14 protein-coding genes and 1 tRNA gene are annotated in these 20063 nt (G+C 73.7%); 10 read left to right on the forward strand and 5 right to left on the reverse strand.

Annotated features, from left to right (window positions below; translation table 11 throughout):
- The first annotated feature begins 1 nt into the window (after nt 1).
- From ligD to EV374_RS02840, 3 genes are all read left to right on the forward strand, one after another.
- Complete coding sequence (gene ligD, locus EV374_RS02830) at nt 2-961, forward strand: non-homologous end-joining DNA ligase (RefSeq protein ID WP_132231172.1); 960 nt, start codon at nt 2-4, stop codon at nt 959-961.
- Nucleotides 962-1301: 340 nt separating this feature from the next.
- Nucleotides 1302-1853 carry an anthrone oxygenase family protein gene (locus EV374_RS02835; protein WP_132231173.1) on the forward strand — a complete coding sequence of 184 codons (552 nt, stop codon included), beginning with the start codon at nt 1302-1304 and terminating at the stop codon, nt 1851-1853.
- 151 nt (nt 1854-2004) lie between these two features.
- Nucleotides 2005-4236, forward strand: a complete 2232-nt coding sequence (locus tag EV374_RS02840) for an outer membrane protein assembly factor BamB family protein (protein WP_165947705.1) — start codon at nt 2005-2007, stop codon at nt 4234-4236.
- A 396-nt stretch (nt 4237-4632) separates the two neighbouring features.
- Here the strand turns inward: EV374_RS02840 and EV374_RS02845 are convergent.
- From EV374_RS02845 to EV374_RS02860, 4 genes are all read right to left on the reverse strand, one after another.
- Nucleotides 4633-4707 (reverse strand) — tRNA-Arg (locus EV374_RS02845).
- 423 nt (nt 4708-5130) lie between these two features.
- Nucleotides 5131-5823 (reverse strand): winged helix-turn-helix domain-containing protein, encoded by a 693-nt coding sequence (locus EV374_RS02850; RefSeq protein ID WP_132231388.1) that lies wholly within the window; start codon nt 5821-5823, stop codon nt 5131-5133.
- Nucleotides 5824-6054: 231 nt separating this feature from the next.
- Nucleotides 6055-6717, reverse strand: coding sequence for a DUF305 domain-containing protein (locus EV374_RS02855; RefSeq protein WP_132231175.1), 663 nt, complete (start codon nt 6715-6717; stop codon nt 6055-6057).
- 8 nt (nt 6718-6725) lie between these two features.
- Nucleotides 6726-7592, reverse strand: coding sequence for a thioredoxin-like domain-containing protein (locus tag EV374_RS02860; protein ID WP_132231176.1), 867 nt, complete (start codon nt 7590-7592; stop codon nt 6726-6728).
- Between the two features lie 100 nt (nt 7593-7692).
- Between EV374_RS02860 and argS the strand changes: the two genes are divergently transcribed.
- The 6 genes from argS (at nt 7693) to EV374_RS02890 (ending at nt 18216) form a co-directional block, all read left to right on the forward strand.
- Nucleotides 7693-9357 (forward strand): arginine--tRNA ligase, encoded by a 1665-nt coding sequence (gene argS, locus EV374_RS02865; RefSeq protein ID WP_132231177.1) that lies wholly within the window; start codon nt 7693-7695, stop codon nt 9355-9357.
- A 7-nt stretch (nt 9358-9364) separates the two neighbouring features.
- Nucleotides 9365-10750 (forward strand): diaminopimelate decarboxylase, encoded by a 1386-nt coding sequence (lysA, locus tag EV374_RS02870; protein ID WP_132231178.1) that lies wholly within the window; start codon nt 9365-9367, stop codon nt 10748-10750.
- Nucleotides 10751-10758: 8 nt separating this feature from the next.
- Nucleotides 10759-12072 carry a homoserine dehydrogenase gene (locus EV374_RS02875; RefSeq protein ID WP_207913857.1) on the forward strand — a complete coding sequence of 438 codons (1314 nt, stop codon included), beginning with the start codon at nt 10759-10761 and terminating at the stop codon, nt 12070-12072.
- A gap of 215 nt (nt 12073-12287) precedes the next feature.
- A complete protein-coding gene (thrC, locus tag EV374_RS02880) occupies nt 12288-13337 on the forward strand; it encodes a threonine synthase (RefSeq protein WP_132231180.1) in 1050 nt (349 codons plus the stop codon).
- 216 nt (nt 13338-13553) lie between these two features.
- Nucleotides 13554-16859, forward strand: a complete 3306-nt coding sequence (locus EV374_RS02885; RefSeq protein WP_132231181.1) for an efflux RND transporter permease subunit — start codon at nt 13554-13556, stop codon at nt 16857-16859.
- A gap of 112 nt (nt 16860-16971) precedes the next feature.
- On the forward strand, nt 16972-18216 hold the full coding sequence (locus tag EV374_RS02890; RefSeq protein WP_132231182.1) for an MFS transporter: 1245 nt from the start codon (nt 16972-16974) through the stop codon (nt 18214-18216).
- A gap of 12 nt (nt 18217-18228) precedes the next feature.
- Here EV374_RS02890 and EV374_RS02895 read toward each other — a convergent pair whose 3' ends face one another.
- A complete protein-coding gene (locus tag EV374_RS02895; protein WP_132231183.1) occupies nt 18229-18759 on the reverse strand; it encodes a hypothetical protein in 531 nt (176 codons plus the stop codon).
- Between the two features lie 139 nt (nt 18760-18898).
- On the opposite strand from EV374_RS02895, the gene thrB reads away from it, so the two are divergent.
- Nucleotides 18899-19843, forward strand: a complete 945-nt coding sequence (gene thrB / locus EV374_RS02900; protein WP_132231184.1) for a homoserine kinase — start codon at nt 18899-18901, stop codon at nt 19841-19843.
- Nucleotides 19844-20063 lie beyond the last annotated feature (220 nt).

Here is a 20063-nt window from a genome sequence, read left to right on the forward strand (position 1 = left end):
GATGAGTGGCGCTGACGAGACCCGGGACGGGGTGTCGCTGACCAACCTCGACCAGCCGTTGTTCGACGGCGCCGACGCGACCAAGCGGGACCTGGTCGACTACCTCGACGCGGTGCACGAGCGGATCCTGCCGCAGCTGCGCGGCCGGCCGCTGTCGGTCATCCGGGTCCGGCCGGGGCAGCCGCCGTTCATGCAGAAGAACCTGCCGAAGTACACGCCGGACTGGGTGGCCCGCACCCCGGTCTGGGCCGAGGCGTCGCACCGCGAGATCTCGTACGCGCTCTGCGACGACCGGCGTACCCTGCTCTGGTTCGCCAACCAGCGCGCGGTGGAGTACCACCCCACCCTGGCCACGGTCGACGACCTGCACCGCCCCACCCACCTGGTGCTGGACCTCGATCCGCCGGAGGGGGACTCCTTCGCGCTGGCGGTCGCCGCGGCACTGCTGGTCCGGCAGGCGCTCGCCGACGCGGGGCTCGCCGGCGCGGTCAAGACCAGCGGGGCCAAGGGCGTGCACGTCTTCGTGCCGGTCGCGGAGGGCGCCACGGTGGAGGACATGGCCGCCGCGACCCGGGCGGTGGCGGCCCGCGCCGAACGACTCGATCCGGCGCTGGCCACCACCGCCTTCATCCGCGAGGACCGGGGCGGCAGGGTGTTCGTCGACTCGACCCGGGCCGGCGGGGCGACCGTGGTGGCCGCCTACAGTCCCCGGCTGCGGCCGGGCGTGCCGGTCTCCTTCCCGGTCGACTGGGCCGACCTGGGCGACGTGACCCCGGCCGACTTCACCATCCGCACCGCCCCGGCGCTGACCGCCGGACGCGACCCCTGGGCCGAGCGGCTGCCCGCGCCGCAGCGGCTCCCGGCGGACCTGGTCGCGGAGGGGCACACCATCCCGGTGGCCCGGGTGCAGGCCATGCACGAGGGCAAGCGCCGGGCCCGCGCCCGCCGCGCCGCCGGCTGACGTACGCGCGCCAGCCCCGCCCGTCACCGTCGGCCCTGCCGGTGTCGCCACCGTCGGCCCTGCCGATGCCCGTCACCGTCGCCGTCGCTCGTCCCGTCGTCCGTCGCTCATCGTCTGTCGCCCGTCGCCCGTCCGGGCTACGTCGGGAGGCGACGGCCGGCCGCGCGGACGGGCGACCGGCCCGCACCGCCGTACGTCCACAGGCGACCCCGCCTTCACGCCGTCGGACGGCAGACGGGCCGCGGCGGCCGACCTAGCGTCGACGACGACCCAGCGGACGGCGCCGGGACGGCCCGGCCGACGGCGCCGGGACGGCGCCGACGGATCGGCAGGAGGACCCATGACCCGTGACAGGCTCACCTGGACGGTGCTCGTCGTTCTGGTGTGGACGGCGATGATGTCGTTCGGCGGCGTCGCCGCCGAGACCGTGATGCTCTACCCGAACATCTTCGGGGACCCGCCGGCGTCGCTGGACCGGGCCCGCGAGTTCCTGGTGGCGGGCGGCCCGAGTGACTACTTCCCGCCGCTCGGCGCGACCGTCGTGCTCGCCTGCCTCGCCGCGGCGGTGCTGACCTGGCGCGACCGCCGGCTGCGCTGGTGGGTCGCCGGCGCGGCCGTGGTCTTCGTCGCCTGCGAGTTCCTGTTCTCCGTGTTCTTCTTCTGGCCGCGCAACGAGATCATGTTCGTCGACCCGGTCGGCACGCACTCACCGGAGTACCTGCGGCAGGTCGCGGCCGAGTTCGTCGCCGGGCACCGGGTGCGTCTGGTGGGCGGGGCGGTGACCGCCGCGCTGGCGTTCGTCGCGCTGCTGCGCTGGGCGGGGCGGCCCGGCACGGACCCGGCCGACCGGGCGGGACGGCGCGCCACGGCGCCGGCCGACCAGGTGGCGTGACCCCGGGCCTGCAAGGAAACGAACATTTCTCCGGCGATGTTGACGATCTCCTGCGGATCTCGGCGAGATGTGCAGGAGATCGCTGGTTCGGCGGTCGTGGCCCATGCCACACTTCCCGGCATTTCCCGCGCCCGTCGGAAGGACCGCACCCATGCCATCGCCGACCGCCAACGAACCCGCCCGTCTCCCGATGGACCGCCGCCGTCTGCTCGGCCTGGGCGTCGGCGCGGTCACCGCAGCGGCCACCGGCGCCACGGTCGGCGCCGCGCCCGCGACCGCCGGCCGGCCCGCACCCCGAACCGGTGGGCCCTGGTCGCCGGGGTTCGCGCTGCTGGGCGACACGCAGATCGACGTGGACCTGCCCGAGCGGACCGAGGGCGTGCGCTGGACGTACGAGCAGATCGCCGCCCGGAACCCGGAGATCGTGTGCCACGTCGGGGACATCGTCGAGCACGGCTCCGTGGCCGAGTACGACACCTACCTCGACACCATCCCGGCGGCGCTGCGACCCCGGATCCGGCACGTGCCGGGCAACCACGACTGGCGGTGGGACAGCACGGCCGGCGAACGGTACGGGTCGCTGTTCGGGCCGAGCCGGTACTCGTTCGACCACGACGGCCTGCACTTCGTCGCGCTGGACCCGAGCCACCTGCTCCAGGAGCCGGGCGGGTTCGGCGAGTCCGGCATCCGGTGGCTGACCCGCGACCTGGACCGGGTGCCGCGCGGCGTGCCGATCGTCATGCTCTGCCACTTCCCGTTCGGCGGCGACAACTACTACGTCTCCGACCAGGAGCGGCTGCTGCGGCTGCTCGACCGCTACGACGTACGGGCCATGTTCGCCGGGCACGTGCACGCCGAGCAGGTGCAACGCTTCAACGGGGTGACCCAGTTGGCGGTCGACGACACCCGCGGCTCGGCGATCTACTACTGGGTGCAGCGCACCGACGGGCCCGACGGTGAGGTGCTGAAGGTCACGGCCGTGCAGCGGGCCGCCGACGGCAGCGCCGAGTCCCGCGCGGTGCTGGACATCCCGATCGCCGGCCCGCGTACCGCCGCCGCGCAGCGACCCCAGGCGGTCTCGCTCGACCCGGCGGGCGCCGCGCTGGCGGTGTCCGTGCGGCTCGCCCCGCACGCCCGCACCGCCAACGTGAAGGCCCAGCTCTATCCGCAGCACACCTACGGGCTCAAGGACGACGGCCAGTGGCGCAACCTGGCCCCCGACGGGGCCGGCCGCCGCTACACCGGCGGGCTGGACCTCACGTCGCTCCCGCCCGGCGAGCACCGGATGACCGTACGGGTCACCGACGCCGACGGCGCATGGCACGAGCAGACCCGCACCTTCGCCCTCCCCGACAACGCCCGGCGGCTGCGCTGGAGCGAGCAGCTCGGTGCGCCGGTGCAGGCCGGCCTGGCGGCCCGGGACGGCCTGCTGGTCGCGGCGACCACCGGCGGGAACGTCCTCGGCGCCCGGCCCACCCGCCGGGGACTGTCCCGCCGATGGCAGACGCGGATCGGCGCGGTGTACGGCCGGCCGGCGTTCGCTCCCGACGGCGGGACCGTCTACGTCCCCTCCGACGACCACCGCCTGCACGCCCTCGACGCGGCCACCGGCCGGCGCCGGTTCACCCACGACGCCGGTGCCCCGGTGCTCGGCAGCCCGCTGGTCACCACGGTCGACGGTCGTACCGTCGTGGTGATCTCCGCCGGCGAGACCCGGCAGGCCGTCGACGCGCGCACGGGCGACCCGGTGTGGCGGGTGGCCGGGAAGGGCATGTTCGCCGGGCGCGCCGCCAGCGACGGCACCCGGGTCTACGCCGGCGCAGGCGACGGCAACGTGTACGCCCACGACGCCCGCACCGGTGCCATTCTCTGGTCCTTCTCCACCACTACCCGCACCACCGCCTACAGCCGTCTCATTTACGGCCCCTGGGCGGACAACCTGGAGGTGCTGCCCACCGGGCTGGTCCTCGTGTCCACCGTGGCCAGCGCGTTCGCGCTGGACCCCGCGACCGGGGAGCCCCGCTGGTCGGTGGCCGGCTCCTACGTCTACGCCCCGAAGCTCGTGCTGGACGGCGGCGACGTGCTGATGTTCGACGACGGCGGTCGCACCGCCTCCCGGGTGGACCCGGCCACCGGCCAGGCCCGCTGGACAGCCGGGCTGGGCGCCCGCCCGGTCAGCACCGGCGCGGCGATCCACGACGGCGTCGCGTGGACCCCGACGACCACGGGACTGCTGGTCGGGCTCGACGTGGCCACCGGGGCCGTCCGCTCCCGGTTGCAACTGACGACCAGCGCCTACTGCTACAGCCCGCCGGTCGTCATCGGCGACCTGCTGCTGGTCGGCGACCAGGACGGTTTCCTGCACGGCCTCGCCGCCGACTGACCCCGTGGCGGTGCGGCACCGCCGTCTCCTCGATGCGGTGCCGCCCGCCCGCACTGCTTCCGGCCGGTGTCCGCGCGGACGGCGGCTGTGGGCGCGACGGCGGTCCGGGTGACGCGCCACCCGGGCCGCAGCAGTACGTGACCACGGCGACCTGGGTGCGCGGGCCGGGCCGGCTGGGTGGTCGGTGTTCGCGCGCGGGACGGGGTGCCGGACGGGCTCGAACGGCGTGCGTCGAAGGCCACCCGCGTCGCTGCCGGGAACGGCCTCGCCGCAGCCCTGGTACACGGAAACGCCCGACGACACCTGTCGTCGGGCGTTTGTGTGGTCGTCTTCGTTCGAAGATCGACGGAGGGAACAGTCAACGTCGGATGAGCGATGCGTTGACTGGGTGTGGTGTGGTGCCCCCGGCAGGATTCGAACCTGCGCCCCCGCCTCCGGAGGGCGGTGCTCTATCCCCTGAGCTACGGGGGCTCAGCGACTGGAGAAGACTAGCAAACGTCTCCGCGGAACGCCGAATCGGTATCCGGTGCGCGCCCTCGTGTCGCCCGCCCTGCTGGTGCCGGTCGCCGGAGGGCCGGTGACGGGTGCCGCCCCGTTCCACCTGCGTCGAATGTTGCTGCCGGGAAGTCCTCCGGCCGGCACGAGTGGAACCTCACGGGTGTCTCCGGGCGCCGGATGCACCCCTGACGTTCCACTCGCCGGTGCCGCTGGCTGGTGCGGCCAACTGGTGCCGTCCGTCGGTACGGTTGGCCGTGTCGCCGGGTGGTGTCGCCGGCCGTTGGGGCTGGGTGGTGTTGCCGGCCGAGGTGGCGGGCTGGTGCGACCGGCCGGCTGGGAGCGGTCAAGGAAGTGCCGGGCGGTGTGGGCCGGTCGCCATTGGGGCGGGCGCGGGGGTCAGGCGGCGACGGCGCGGCCGCAGCTCGGCAGCGGGTGCAGCACGATGCGGCGGGGCAGGCGTCGGGGCCACTCGTTGCGGGGCCAGGAGCCGTCGACGATCAGGTGCACGGTCCGCTGCTCCTCGCCGCTGAGCCGCAGCACGAAGTCGCGCGGCAGCGGCGGGTCGACCGACGGGGTAGTGATCATGAAGCGCACCCGGCCTCGGGAGGAGACGGCGGAGATGACGTCCGCCGCCGGCATCGTGCCCCGCAGGCGTACGCGGCCGATCCAGTAGACCTCGGCGAGGTGTTCCTGCGCCGTCCGGGTGATGGCGGGGTACTCGCTGCGCACCCAGCGTTCCACCGCGCCGACGCAGAGGCCACAGGCCCTTTCCCGGGGCTCCCGGGGGCCCAGCCCCCAGGCCCGCAGGTACGCACCCACCGCCCCGGCGTCCATGGACGGCTCGAAGCGGTGCTGGATGAGTGTGTGCAGGCTCTGCCGCGTCCACAGCTCCTCGTCCAGGCCCAGCTCGTCGGGATGGACGCCCCGCAGGACGTCGATGAGTTCGAGCTCCTGTTCGCGGCTGAGCGTTCCCGGCTCGCCCTGCCGCTGTCCGCGACGGACGGCTGCCACCGCCCCGTCACCGCCGATGGTGTGGCGCCGGCACCAGCTGGTGACCGAACGCCGCGCGTCTCTCAGTGCAACCCCCACGTCCTGCGCAACGAGCCCGAATCGCAACTGGTCACGATATGTGTGGAGAAAACTCTCTTAGTGTCGCAATAGGGTAGATCGTTCACGATGCCGCTTACCGCGCAAAGCGGACAGAGGCGTGGGGTGGTCGTGTCGCTGAGGGGACGTCGGGATGGCGAGAGGTCCGCGTCGGCCGGACGAAGCGGCGGCGACGCGGACCTCTCGATCGGGCGACGTGCGGTGGGGGCGGGGTCAGCCGCCCAGCCGCTTCAGCGCGTTCTGGAGATTGGTGAGGTCGTTGCGCTGGGTGTTCTTCATGGTCTGCGCGGTCCTGACGACGTCGGGCTCGTCGCTGACGTCGAGGATGCCGTCGATCATGTGGATGCCGCCCAGGTGGTGCTTGATCATCAGTTGCAGGAAGAGGACGTCCAGCTCCCGGCCCTCGGCCGCGTGCAGCTTCGCCATCTCCTCGGGGGTGGCCATGCCCGGCATGAGGCCGTTCCTGACCAGGCCGGAGCCGTCGGACATCCACGACATCGGCGGCTCGCTGCCCGCCGGGTCGAGCCCCCACGAGCGCAGCCACGTGTGCATGGTGCCGATCTCGCCCTGCTGTGAGGTGGCGATGTCGCCGCCGATGCTGCGGACCTCCGGGTCGCTGCCCTCGTCGAAGGCGATCAGGCCCATCTCCACCGCCTGCGCGTGGTGGGTCAGCATGTCCCGGGCGAAGCCCGCCTCCGCCGAGGCGTCGCCCGGCCGGGTGAGCCTGGGGGTCAGCATGCCACCGGCGTACCCGAGGAGCAGCCCGACCACGACGGCCAGGGCCAGCGCGGCGGTGCCCCAGCGGGCCGGCGACCGCCGCTCCTCCGGAGCCGGGCTGGCCGGCTCGCTGGTCGCGGTCATGGTCGGGATGCTCATCGCTCTCCTCAGCCCTGCGGCATCTGCTGGGCGTCGTCGCGCGGCTTGGTGCCGGTGGCGGTGATGCCCTGGCTGCACAGCGCGGTCGGCCCCTCGATCGAGGCGTTGACCCGCAGCGTCTTGATGAACTCGTCGATGCGGCCGTCGTCGGCGTTGTCGACCTTGAGCTGGTAGCCCCACGCCTGGAGCGAGATCGGCTTGTCCAGCCCCTCGAACGGGCTGAGCATCAGCTTCTCCTTGCCCCGCACCTTGTCGGCGAGCTTCGTCACCTGGTCGGCGGGCAGGTCCGGGCGGTAGGTGATCCAGACCGTGCCGTGCTCCAGGCTGTGCACCGCGTGCTCGTTGGCGATCTGGGCGGGGTAGACGTCACCCATGCAGTTCTGCCAGGCCGCGTTGTGCGGGCCGGCCACCGGCGGGAGCACCGTGTAGGTGAGGGGCCCCGTCTTGTGGTTGCCGCCGGACACGAGGTCCTTGTCCTTCTCGCGGTAGTTGACGATGCCGTCGATCGCGTCCGCCCGGTCCTCCCAGGGCTTGGCGCCCTGGAACGTCGCCCAGGCGCCGTAGCCGATGATCGCCACGGCCAGCACACCCACGGCGACGAAGAGCGCGATCGGCCCCCACGAGCGGCCCTGGCTGACCTTCACCGGGGCGATGGGCTTGCGGCCCTTGCCCCCGGCGCCGGGGCGGGTGCCCGTCGGCTTGCCGGATCCGGCCTTGGCGCTGGTGGAACCGGTCTTCGCGCCGGTGGAACCGGGCTTGGCGCCGCCGGACCCGGTCTTGGCGCCTGCTGCCGGCCGGCCCGCTGCCGGCTTCTTGCCGGTGCTGACCACGTTCGGGCGCCGCTCGGGGCCGCCACCCGGTGTGCTGATGCTCATCGTGCCTCGTCAGGTCGGTCGGTCAGGGGATCCGGCGGGCCGGTCTCACACACTGGGTCGCCGCCGCGGGTGCCGAGTCTACCCCCGATAACATGGATCAGTGACTCCCGCAGAACTCGCCGAGGTCGTCCTATCCGCAGCCCACGCCGTCTTCACCGAGCGTGGCCTGGATCGCTCCGCCCTGCCGGAGCGGACGGCGGTCGAGCGACCTCGCAGCCCCGAGCACGGCGACTACGCCTCCACGCTGGCCCTCCAGCTCAGCAAGAAGGTGGGCGTCCCGCCGCGCGAGCTGGCCACGGCCCTCGCCGAGCAGCTCGGCCGGGCCCCGGGGGTCAAGTCGGTGGAGATCGCCGGCCCCGGCTTCCTCAACATCCGGCTCGACGCGGCCGCCGCCGGCCAGCTCGCCCGCACGATCGTCGAGGCGGGCGAGGCGTACGGGCGCAGCGACCGGCTCGCCGGGCAGCGGATGAACCTGGAGTTCGTCTCGGCGAACCCGACCGGCCCGGTGCACATCGGCGGCGTCCGCTGGGCGGCCGTCGGCGACGCGCTGAGCCGGCTCCTGCGCGCCACCGGCGCCGAGGTCGGGACGGAATACTACTTCAACGACGCGGGCTCCCAGATCGACCGGTTCGCCCGGTCGCTGCTCGCCGCCGCGAAGGGCGAGCCGGCCCCCGAGGACGGGTACGCCGGGGCGTACATCACCGAGATCGCCGACGCCGTCCGGGGCGTCCGCCCCGACGTGCTGGAGCTGGACGACGCCGCCGCCCAGGAGGTTTTCCGGGTCGAGGGCGTGCAGCTCATGTTCGCCGAGATCAAGTCCTCGCTGCGCGGCTTCGGGGTGGAGTTCGACACCTACTTCAACGAGAAGGACCTGCACGACCGGGGCGAGCTGGACCTGGCCCTCCAGCGGCTGCGCGACCAGGGCCACCTCTACGAGTCGGACGGCGCGACCTGGCTGCGCACCACCGACTTCGGCGACGACAAGGACCGGGTGCTGCGCAAGTCCAACGGCGAGTGGACCTACTTCGCCGCCGACTGCGCCTACTACCTGGACAAGCGGGAGCGCGGCTTCGACCGCGTCGTGATCATGCTGGGCGCCGACCACCACGGCTACATCGGCCGGATGAAGGCGATGGCCGCCTGCTTCGGCGACGACCCGGAGCGCAACCTGGAGATCCTGATCGGCCAGCTGGTCAACCTGGTCCGCGACGGCGCCCCGGTCCGGATGAGCAAGCGGGCCGGCACGGTGGTGACCCTGGAGGACCTGGTCGACGCGATCGGCGTGGACGCCTCCCGCTACGCGCTCGCCCGCTACTCCAGCGACTCCCCGATCGACATCGACGTCGAGCTGTGGACCCGGGCCACCCGCGACAACCCGGTCTACTACGTGCAGTACGTGGCGGCCCGGACGGCCAGCGTGGGCCGCAACGCCGCCGAGGTGGGGCTGACCCGGGGCGACGCCGAGGCGTTCCGCCCCGACCTGCTCGGCCACGAGAAGGAGAACGAGCTGCTCAAGGCGCTCGCCGAGTTCCCCGCCGTGGTCGCTGCGGCGGCCGAGCTGCGCGGCCCGCACCGGGTGGCCCGCTACCTGGAGGAGCTGGCCGGGGCCTACCACCGGTTCTACGACGAGTGCCGGATCCTGCCGCGCGGCGACGAGGAGACCACCGACCTGCACCGGGCCCGGCTCTGGCTCAACGACGCCACCCGCACCGTGATCGCCAACGGCCTGCGCCTGCTGGGCGTCTCGGCCCCGGAAAGGATGTAGATCGCTGATGCGTGCTCACGAGGCCGGTGCGCTGCACGGTGACATCGGCAGCCGGGGGCCGTCCTGGCTACGTACCCCGGTCGACGTCAACGCCCTGGTGCCGCAGCTGTGGCCGCGCAACGTCGCCCGCGACGGCGACGGCGTGCTCACCGTGGCCGGCCTCGGCGTCCGCGACCTCGCGGCCGAGTTCGGCACCCCGGTCTACGTCCTCGACGAGGACGACCTGCGGTCCCGGGCCCGGGACTTCCGCACCGCCTTCGACGGCGTCGACGTCTACTACGCCGGCAAGGCGTTCCTCTGCCGGGCCGTGGTCCGGATGATCGCCGAGGAGGGCCTGCACCTCGACGTGTGCACCGGCGGCGAGCTGGCCACCGCGCTGTCGGCCGGGATGCCGCCCGAGCGGATCGGCTTCCACGGCAACAACAAGTCGGTGACCGAGCTGACCCGGGCGCTCGACGCCGGGGTCGGCCGGATCATCCTCGACTCGTTCGACGAGATCGGCCGCCTCACCGCGCTCGCCCGCGAGCGGGGCGTCCGCCCCCGGGTGCTGATCCGGGTCACGGTCGGCGTCGAGGCGCACACCCACGAGTTCATCGCCACCGCGCACGAGGACCAGAAGTTCGGCTTCTCCCTCGCGGGCGGGGCGGCGGCCGAGGCGGCCTTCCGGGTGCTCGACGAGGGCGTCCTGGAGCTGCGCGGCCTGCACTCGCACATCGGCTCGCAGATCTTCGACGCCAGCGGCTTCGAGGTCTCCGCCCGCCGGGTGCTCGGCCTCCAGGCGCAGATCCGCGACGCGCGCGGGGTGGAGCTGCCCGAGCTGGACCTCGGCGGTGGCTTCGGCATCGCGTACACGACCCAGGACGACCCGGCCGCCCCGCAGGACCTCGCGAAGCGGCTGCGCCGGATCGTCGAGGCCGAGTGCGCCGCCGAACGGCTGGCGGTCCCGCACCTGTCGATCGAGCCGGGCCGGGCGATCGTCGGGCCGGCCGTGTTCACCCTCTACGAGGTCGGCACGGTCAAGGACGTCGATGGGATCCGGACGTACGTGAGCGTCGACGGCGGGATGAGCGACAACATCCGCACCGCGCTCTACGACGCGTCCTACTCCGCGACGCTGGCGTCCCGGGCGTCGACCGCCGAGCCGATGCTCGCCCGCGTGGTGGGAAAGCATTGTGAGTCCGGGGACATCGTGGTGAAGGATGAATTCCTGCCCGCCGACGTGCAGCCCGGAGATCTTGTCGCGGTGCCGGGCACCGGTGCCTACTGCCGGAGCATGGCCAGCAACTACAACCACGTGCCCCGCCCCCCGGTGGTCGCGGTGCGCGACGGCCAGGCGCGCCTGATCGTCCGGCGGGAGACCGAAGAGGACCTGCTGGCATTGGACGTGGGATGACATCACCTGTGCGCCTGGCACTGCTCGGCTGCGGCACGGTCGGTAGCGAGGTGGTCCGGCTGCTGCACGAGCAGGCGGCCGACCTCGCCGCCCGGATCGGCGCCCCGCTGGAGATCGCCGGCATCGCCGTACGCCGTCTCGGCCGCGACCGGGGCGACCTGCCCGTCGACCCGACCCTGTTCACCACCGACGCGCTCGGCCTGATCAAGCGCGACGACGTGGACGTGGTCGTCGAGGTGGTCGGCGGCATCGAGCCGGCGCGGGGCTGGCTGGTGGAGGCGCTGCGGGCCGGCAAGAGCGTGGTCACGGCCAACAAGGCGCTGCTCGCCGAGGACGGCGCCGCCCTGCACGACGCGGCGGCCGAGGGCGGCGGCGACCTCTACTACGAGGCGTCCGTGGCGGGGGCGATCCCGCTGCTGCGCCCGCTGCGCGAGTCGCTGCACGGCGACCGGATCAACCGGGTCACCGGCATCGTCAACGGCACCACCAACTTCATCCTCTCCGCCATGGACGCCACCGGCGCCGGCTTCGCGGAGGCGCTGGAGGAGGCCACCGAGCTGGGCTACGCCGAGGCCGACCCGACCGCCGACGTGGAGGGCTTCGACGCGGCGGCCAAGGCGGCCATCCTCGCCTCGCTGGCCTTCCACACCCGGGTCGGCGCGGCCGACGTGCACCGCGAGGGCATCACCGAGGTCACGGCGGCCGACGTGGCCAGCGCCAAGGCGATGGGGTGCACCATCAAGCTGCTCTGCATCGCCGCCCGGGGCGCCGACGCCGCCGGGCGGGAGACGGTCAGCGTGCGGGTGCACCCGGCGATGATCCCGCTGGGCCACCCGCTGGCCAGCGTCGGCGACGCGTTCAACGCGGTCTTCGTCGAGGCCGAGGCGGCCGGGCCGCTGATGTTCTACGGCCGGGGCGCGGGCGGCGCGCCGACGGCCAGCGCGGTGCTGGGCGACGTGGTGGCGGTCTCCCGTAACCGGCTCGCCGGGGTGCGGTCGGCCAGCGAGAGCGCGTACGCCGACCTGCCGGTGCGGCCCATGGGGGAGGCGCTGACCCGTTACCACATCAGCCTCGACGTGGCCGATCGGCCGGGTGTGCTGGAGGCGGTGGCCGGCGTGTTCGCCCGGCACGACGTGTCGATCGCCACCGTGCGGCAGGGCCCGGCGGGCGGCGGCGCGGCCGGCCGGGGCGAGGACGCCGACCTGGTCATCGTCACCCACGTGGCGCCGGACGCGGCGCTCGGCGCCACCGTGCGGGAGCTGCGCGGGCTGGACATCGTCCGCTCCGTGGCGAGCGTGCTGCGGGTCGAGGGCGGGCTCTGAGCGGTCCGCCCGCAGGGCCCGGTGACGCGCGCCGGACCGCCGGCGGTGCGGGCCGGGCGGACCGGGGTCCGTCCGCCGCCCCCGGCCGGCGGGGCGAGCGCTTCCGCGTCTCGCCTGATGGTTAACTGCGGGTGCGCCGGCGGGCACACGGCGAGACTGGTCCAGGCTGGAGGCGTGCCCGACTCGGCGGGACGGTAGAGGCGAGGGAGAACGACATGTGGCGGGGTCTGATCGACGCGTACCGGGACCGGCTGCCGGTCACCGACGCCACCCCGGTCGTGACCCTGCACGAGGGGAACACGCCGCTGCTGCCCGCGCCGGTGCTCTCCGCCCGGCTCGGCTGCGACGTGCACCTGAAGGTGGAGGGCGCCAACCCGACCGGCTCGTTCAAGGACCGGGGCATGACCCTCGCGGTCTCCAAGGCGGTCGAGGCCGGCAACAAGGCGATCATCTGCGCCTCCACCGGCAACACCAGCGCCTCCGCGGCGGCGTACGCGGCCCGCGCCGGCCTGACCTGCGCGGTGCTCGTGCCGCAGGGCAAGATCGCGCTGGGCAAGCTGGCCCAGGCGCTCGTGCACGGGGCGAAGCTGCTCCAGGTCACCGGCAACTTCGACGACTGCCTGTCGCTGGCCGCCAAGCTCGCGCAGGACTACCCGGTCGCCCTGGTCAACTCGGTCAACATCGACCGGCTGCACGGCCAGAAGACGGCCGCGTTCGAGATCGTCGAGGCGTTGGGCGACGCGCCCGACATCCACTGCCTCCCGGTCGGCAACGCCGGCAACGTCTCCGCCTACTGGATGGGCTACTCGGAGGAGCTGCGGGACGGCAACGCCACCCGGGCCCCGAAGATGTACGGCTTCCAGGCCGCCGGCGCCGCCCCGATCGTCACCGGGGAGGTGGTCCGCGAGCCGTCCACGATCGCCACCGCCATCCGGATCGGCAACCCGGCGAGCTGGACCAGGGCGCTCGACGCCCGGGACTCCTCGGGCGGGCTGATCGCCGCCGTCACCGACCGGGAGATCCTGGCCGCGTACCGGCTGCTGGCCCGCGAGGTCGGGGTCTTCGTCGAGCTGGGCAGCGCGGCCAGCGTGGCCGGCCTGCTCCAGCAGGCCGCCGCCGGTCGGGTCCCGGCCGGCTCGACGGTGGTCTGCACGGTCACCGGCCACGGCCTGAAGGACCCGGAGTGGGCTATCTCCACCGCGCCCGTGCCCACCACCATCGCCAACGACCCGCTGGCCGCCGCCCGCTGCCTCGACCTCGCCTGAGCCGCCAGCGGATCGTCCTCGCCTGAGCCGCCGGCGGATCCGCCTTGCCTGAGCCGCTGCCGGATCGGCGCCGGTGGAGTCGACGGGAGGAAAACCGGGGCGGCGCAGGCGAGTCCTGTGCATCGGACTGGGGCAGGGGCGAGCGGGGCCGGTCGGGCCGGGTGGGGGAGAATCCGTACCCCCGCCAATCGCCTTTTTCAGGAGTGAGTCACGCCGATGTCGCTGCTCGCCAGATTCAGCCTCGCCAACCGAGGGCTGATCGCCCTCATCGCGGTGGTGACCACGCTGTTCGGGGCGTTCGCCGTACCGTCACTGAAGCAGCAACTCCTGCCGTCGCTGGAGTTCCCGGCGGCCTTCATCGTGGCGGTCTACCCCGGCGCCGGGCCCGAGGTCGTCGAGTCGCAGGTCACCGAGCCGATCGAGAACGCCCTCCAGGGCATCCCCGGGCTGGACCAGGTCACCTCGACCTCCCGCGAGGGCTCCACGACCGTCCAGGTCCAGTACGAGTTCGGCACCGACCTGGACGACGTGGTCAACAAGATGCAGACCGCGCTCAACCGGATCGACGCGCAGCTGCCCGAGGGAGTCGACCCGCAGGTCATCGCCGGCAGCACCGACGACCTGCCCGCGGTGGTGCTCGCCGCCTCCGGCGGTGACGACCAGCGCGTCCTCGCGGAGAAGCTGCGCGCCACGGTGGTGCCCGAGCTGGAGGCGATCGAGGGGGTGCGTACGGTCGACCTCACCGGCGCCCGCGACGACGTCGTGGTGGTCACCCCGGATCCGGCCAAGCTGGCGGCGGCGAAGCTCCAGCCGACCGCCCTCGGCGCGGCGTTGAAGACCAACGGCGTGACGGTGCCGGCCGGCGCGGTGACCGACGGCACCCGCGCGCTCCCGGTACAGGTCGGCACCCGGCTCGCCACGCTGGACGACCTCCGGGGCGTCGTGGTCGCGCCGGCGACGGGCCGGGCGGCCCCGGTCCGCCTCGGCGACGTGGCCACCGTCGAGCAGCAGCTCGCCCCGGCCACCGCGATCACCCGCACCAACGGCAAGGACAGCCTGGGCATCGCGGTCACCGCCTCCCCGGACGGCAACGCGGTGGAGATCTCCCACGAGATCCGGGACCGCCTCGCCGACCTGCGGGAGGCCTCCGGCGCCGAGCTGACCGTCGTCTTCGACCAGGCGCCCTTCGTCGAGAAGTCGATCGAGAGCCTGACCACCGAGGGCCTGCTGGGCCTGGTCATGGCCGTCATCGTCATCCTGGTCTTCCTGCTGTCGGTCCGCTCCACCGTGGTCACCGCGGTCTCCATCCCGCTCTCGGTGGTGGTCGCCCTGATCGCCCTCTGGATCGGCGACTACTCGCTCAACCTGCTCACCCTCGGCGCGCTCACCATCGCGGTCGGCCGGGTGGTCGACGACTCGATCGTCGTGCTGGAGAACATCAAGAGACACCTGGAGTACGGCGAGCCGAAGCGGCAGGCGATCCTCGCCGCCGTCCGCGAGGTGGCCGGCGCGGTGACCGCGTCCACCCTCACCACGGTCGCCGTCTTCGCGCCGATCGCCCTGGTGGGCGGCTTCGTCGGGCAGCTCTTCGCGCCGTTCGCGATCACCGTGACGGTGGCCCTGCTCGCCTCGCTGCTGGTCTCGCTGACCGTCATCCCGGTGCTCGCGTACTGGTTCCTGAAGCCGCCGAGCGGCACGGCGGACGACGCCGCGGTGCGCCGGGCGGCCGAGGAGAAGGAGCTGCGCAACCCGTTGCAGCGGGCGTACCTGCCGGTGATCGGGTTCGCCACCCGCAAGCGGGCCACCCGGTGGATCACGCTGGGGCTCGGCGTGCTCGTGCTGTTCGGCACCTTCGGCCTGTCCCGCCAGCTGGAGACCAACTTCATCGACGACTCCGGCCAGGACACCCTGAGCATCACCCAGGAGCTGCCGGCGGGCACCGGCCTGCTCGGCACCGACGCGGCGGCCAAGCAGATCGAGGCGGTGCTGGAGCGCACCGAGGACGTCGAGACGTACCAGGTCACGGCGGGCGGCGGGGACAACCCGTTCGGCGGCGGCGGCAACAACGTCGCCAACTGGTCGCTGGCCCTCGGTGACGGGACCGACGCCCAGGAGATGCGGGAGAAGCTGCGCCGGGAGTTCGACGCGCTGGGCCCGGCCGTCGGTGAGGTCAGCTTCGGCGCCGGCCAGGGCGGGGCGGCGGCCAACCAGATCGAGGTGGTCGTCCAGGGCACCGACCCGGAGGCGCTGACCCGGGCCGCCGAGGAGGTCCGGTCGGCGATGGCCGGGCTGGCGGGCGTCGAGGACGTCTCCACCAGCCTCGCCACGCGGGTGCCGCGCGTCGACGTCACCGTCGACCGGGTCGCCGCCGGCCGGGTCGGGCTCACCGAGGCCGCCGTCGGCCAGGTGGTGGCCCAGGCGTTCCGTGGTTCGCCCCTGGGGCAGGTCACGCTCGACGACGGGCAGCGGGACGTGGTGCTGCGGTTCGCGGGCAAGCCGCCGACCACGGTGGAGGAACTGCGCGCGATGCGGGTCGGGCCGGTGAAGCTCGACGACATCGCCGACGTCACCCAGACCGAGGGCCCGCAGCAGGTGAGCCGGATCGACGGCGAGCGCAGCGTCTCCGTCACCGGTACGGCCACCGGCTCGAACCTCGGCGCCATCACGCAGGAGTTGCAGAAGAAGCTGGACGGCATCGACGTGCCGGGGGCGACCTTCGCCATCGGCGGCGTCAGCGCCGACCAGGAGGAGGCCTTCGCCGACCTGGGCCTGGCCGTGCTCGCCGCCATCGCGATCGTCTTCCTGATCATGGTGGCGACGTTCCGGAGCCTGGTCCAGGCGCTGATCCTGCTGATCTCCATCCCGTTCGCGGCGACCGGCGCGATCGGCCTGCTGCTGGCCACCGGCACCCCGATGGGTGTGCCGGCGCTGATCGGCGTGCTCATGCTGGTCGGCATCGTGGTGACAAACGCGATCGTGCTGCTGGATCTCGTCAACCAGTACCGGGCCCAGGGCATGGGGGTCCAGGAGGCGGTGGTCGAGGGCGGCCGGCGCCGGCTGCGGCCGATCCTGATGACGGCGATCGCCACCATCTTCGCGCTGCTGCCGATGGCGCTCGGCCTCACCGGGGAGGGCGGCTTCATCTCCAAGCCGCTGGCGATCGTGGTGATCGGCGGGCTGCTCAGCTCGACGCTGCTCACCCTGATCCTGGTGCCGACGCTCTACGCCATGGCGGAGAACACCAAGGAGTCGTTCCGTGTCCGCCGGGCCCGCCGCTCCGGCGGGGTGGCCCCGGCCACCGGCACGGGCGACGGCGACCCGGCCGGCGACGACGGTGGGACGCCCGCCGCCGAGCCGGTCCCGGTGCCCGCCGCGGGTGCCCCGTCCACCGCCGGCACGGAGGCCACCGACGCCCCGGCGTCCCGGCCTACGCCGTCGGGCGCGCTGGTGGACGGCACCGACCAGTTCGAGGTGCTGCGGCTGCCGAAGAGCCGCACGTCCCCGCTGCCGCCGGCCGAGTAACGGCAGTGCGCGAACACCCCCGACGGGTCCCCACCCGCCGGGGGTGTTCGCGTTCGGTCAGGTACCCGCCGTACGCCCGGCCCGCCGGTCACCGCCCGGTAGGGTCCCGGACGTGCCGTCCACCGTCTCGGTCCTCACCCGCAACCGCAACTTCCGTAATCTGTTCCTCGCGGAGCTGGTGGTCTTCGGCGCCGACTGGTTCGTCATGGTGCCGCTGCTGGTGCTGCTGCCGGACCTGACCGGCAGCGGCGTGTGGGGCGCGCTGGTGCTCGCCGTCGACACCGGGATCGTGGCGCTGCTGCTGCCGTACACGGGCACGATCGCGGACCGGTTCGACCGGCGCAAGATCATGATCATTTCGAACGTCGCGGCCCTGCTCGGCGTGCTGCTGCTGCTCGGCGTCCGCAGCGCGGGGACCGCCTGGCTGGCGATGGCCGGGATCGGCGTGGTGGCGGTCGCCAAGGCGTTCTACTCCCCGGCGGCCCAGGCGGCCCTGCCCAACGTGCTCGACCCCGACGAGCTGGCCGCCGGCAACGCCGTCGCGGGGTCGGCCTGGGGCACCATGACCGTCGTCGGCGCCTCCCTGGGTGGCGTGCTCAGCGCCGCTGTCGGCCCGTACGCCTGCTTCTGGGTGGCGGCGGTGGGCCTGGTGGTCGCCGCGGGCCTGGCCACGCTGATCCGCCGGCCGTTGCAGGCGCCCCGCGACGCGGAGCTGCCCGTGCAGCGGACCTGGCCGGCGATCCGGGAGGCGCTGGGCTACATCGGGCACCGGCCGAGGGTGCTGGCGCTGGTCACCGTGAAGTCGGCGGTGGGCCTCGGCAACGGCGTGCTGACGGTGTTCCCGCTGCTTGCGGCCGTGTACGGCGTGGGCCCCGTCGGCACCGGGCTGCTCTTCGCGGTCCGCGGGGCGGGGGCGCTCGTCGGGCCGATCCTGATGCGCCGGGTGCTGACCAACCGCGCCTGGCTGCTGCCCGGGCTGGCGCTGTCGATGTCCCTCTACGGCCTGGCCTACCTCGGCACCTCGGTCGCCAACTGGTTCCCGCTGGTGCTGGCCCTGGTCTTCGTCGCCCACTTCGCCGGCGGCAGCAACTGGGTGATGTCGAACTTCGCCCTGCAAGGGGAGGTGCCGGACCGGCTGCGGGGCCGCGTCTTCGCCACCGACATGATGCTGGCGACCCTCGCCGTCTCGGTCAGCCAGCTCGCCGTGGCCGCGGTGGTGGACACCGTGGACGAGCGGGTGGTGCTGGCCAGCTGCGGCCTGGTCACGGTGGTCTACGCGGTCGGCTGGCGGATCGCCACCCGCCGGCTCTCGCTCACGGACCCGGCCGCGCAACCGGCCCCGAGCGCCGCCCGCTGACCCGCCCGGCGGTCAGGGTTGGTCCGTCCCGGCGCCCGTCGGCGCGTCCGGCCGGGAACGACCGCCCCACTGCGCCGGCACGTCGCCCCCGCCCCCCACGGTCCATCCCGGCTCGGCCGGCGGCACCGGCTGGGCGGCGGGCACCGGCGCGGTGGTCGGCACCGGCCCGCCGCCGGCGAGCGGTCGTCCGCCGAACGGGCCGGCCGCCGCGCCGCCCGCCCGCCGCCCGACCAGCACCGCCGCGATCAGCAGACCCGTCCCGATCGGGTACGCCAGGGCCTGCACTCCGCCGTAGGCCAGGTTCATGAGCCGGAAGTTCGAGTAGCCCCAGTCGAAACTGAACGCGCGGGGCAGCAGCAGGGTCCAGGCCACGCTGAGCAGTGCGCTGACCAGCAGCACAGCGAGCCCGGACAGCGCCAGCAGCCGGGGCTTGCGGGGCAGCCGCCCCCCGGCCGTCGCGGCCAGTACGAGCCCGACCAGCAGCACCAGCACCGAGGGCGCCTCGAAGACGACCGCCGTCGCCAGGTACCCGAATTCGCGCATTCCCGCCTCCAGCCGCCGTCGGTCGGGCCAGGCTAGCGGACCGGTGGTGCCACCACCGTCCGGTGACGAGGCCGTCCGGCCCGGTCCCATCCGGCGGGCAGCGCTCCGCCCGGTCGGTGTGCAGCCCTACCATGAGCCCGTGCCGACGAACTTCATCTCCGGCCCGGTCCGGGTCCGGGTCCCCGCCACCAGCGCCAACCTGGGGCCGGGGTTCGACGCCCTGGGGCTCGCCCTGGCGCTGCACGACGACGTGGCCGCCGAGGTGACGGCGGGGGGCGTCACGGTGAGCGTGGCCGGGCAGGGCGCCGGGGAGTTGCCGGCCGACGACCGGCACCTGGTCGTCCGCGCCATGCGGGCGGCCTTCGACGGGCTCGGCGGGCAGCCGCCCGGGCTGGCGGTGGAGTGCGTCAACCGCATCCCCCAGGCCCGTGGGCTGGGCTCCTCGTCCGCGGCGATCGTCGCCGGCGTGCTGCTGGCCCGTGCGCTGGTCACCGACGGCGAGACCCGGCTCGACGACGCCGCCGCGTTGCGCCTCGCCGCCGAGATCGAGGGCCATCCGGACAACGTGGCGCCGTGCCTGCTCGGCGGCTTCACCCTGGCCTGGACGGAGCCCTCCGGCGCCAGGGCGGTGTCGCTGCCGGTCGCCGACGGCGTACGACCGACGGTCTTCGTGCCGGCGGAACGCGGCCTGACGGCCACCGCGCGGGCCGCGCTGCCGGCCACCGTGCCCCACGGCGACGCGGCGCTGAACGCGGGCCGCGCCGCGCTGCTGGTGCACGCGCTGACCGCCGACCCGGGTCTGCTGCTGCCAGCCACGGTCGACCGGCTGCACCAGGACTACCGCGCCGACGGCATGCCGGGCAGCGCTGCCCTGGTGAAAGCGCTGCGTGAGGCCGGTGTGGCCGCCGTGATCAGTGGTGCGGGCCCGACCGTCCTGGCCCTGACCGGCCCGCCCGAGGGCTTCGACCCGGGAACAGGCTGGGAGGTCTGGCGGTTGGATCCAGACGGGCGCGGAGCACAGGTTGCCCGGGGTAGACTGGGACACGCAGAGCGGGACCCTGTTGCCGCAGGTCGGAAGAGTTGATTACGCTCTAGACTTAGCACAGCCGCGAAGCATGCGATCTCCCTGCGGGTCGGCGCACCCCCGAAGCTTTCGGCGGTCAGCCCGTCACCCCTGCCTAGGCCCACGCCGCACCGCAGTCTTCACAGGTCGCCGCAGACGGCGAGACCTGCTCACCGACCTTCGGTGAGTCGGGAAACCGACCGGCTGCTGTGTCACAGACTCCCGCGACGCGTCCATGCGA

This window comes from Micromonospora sp. CNZ303, assembly GCF_004345505.1.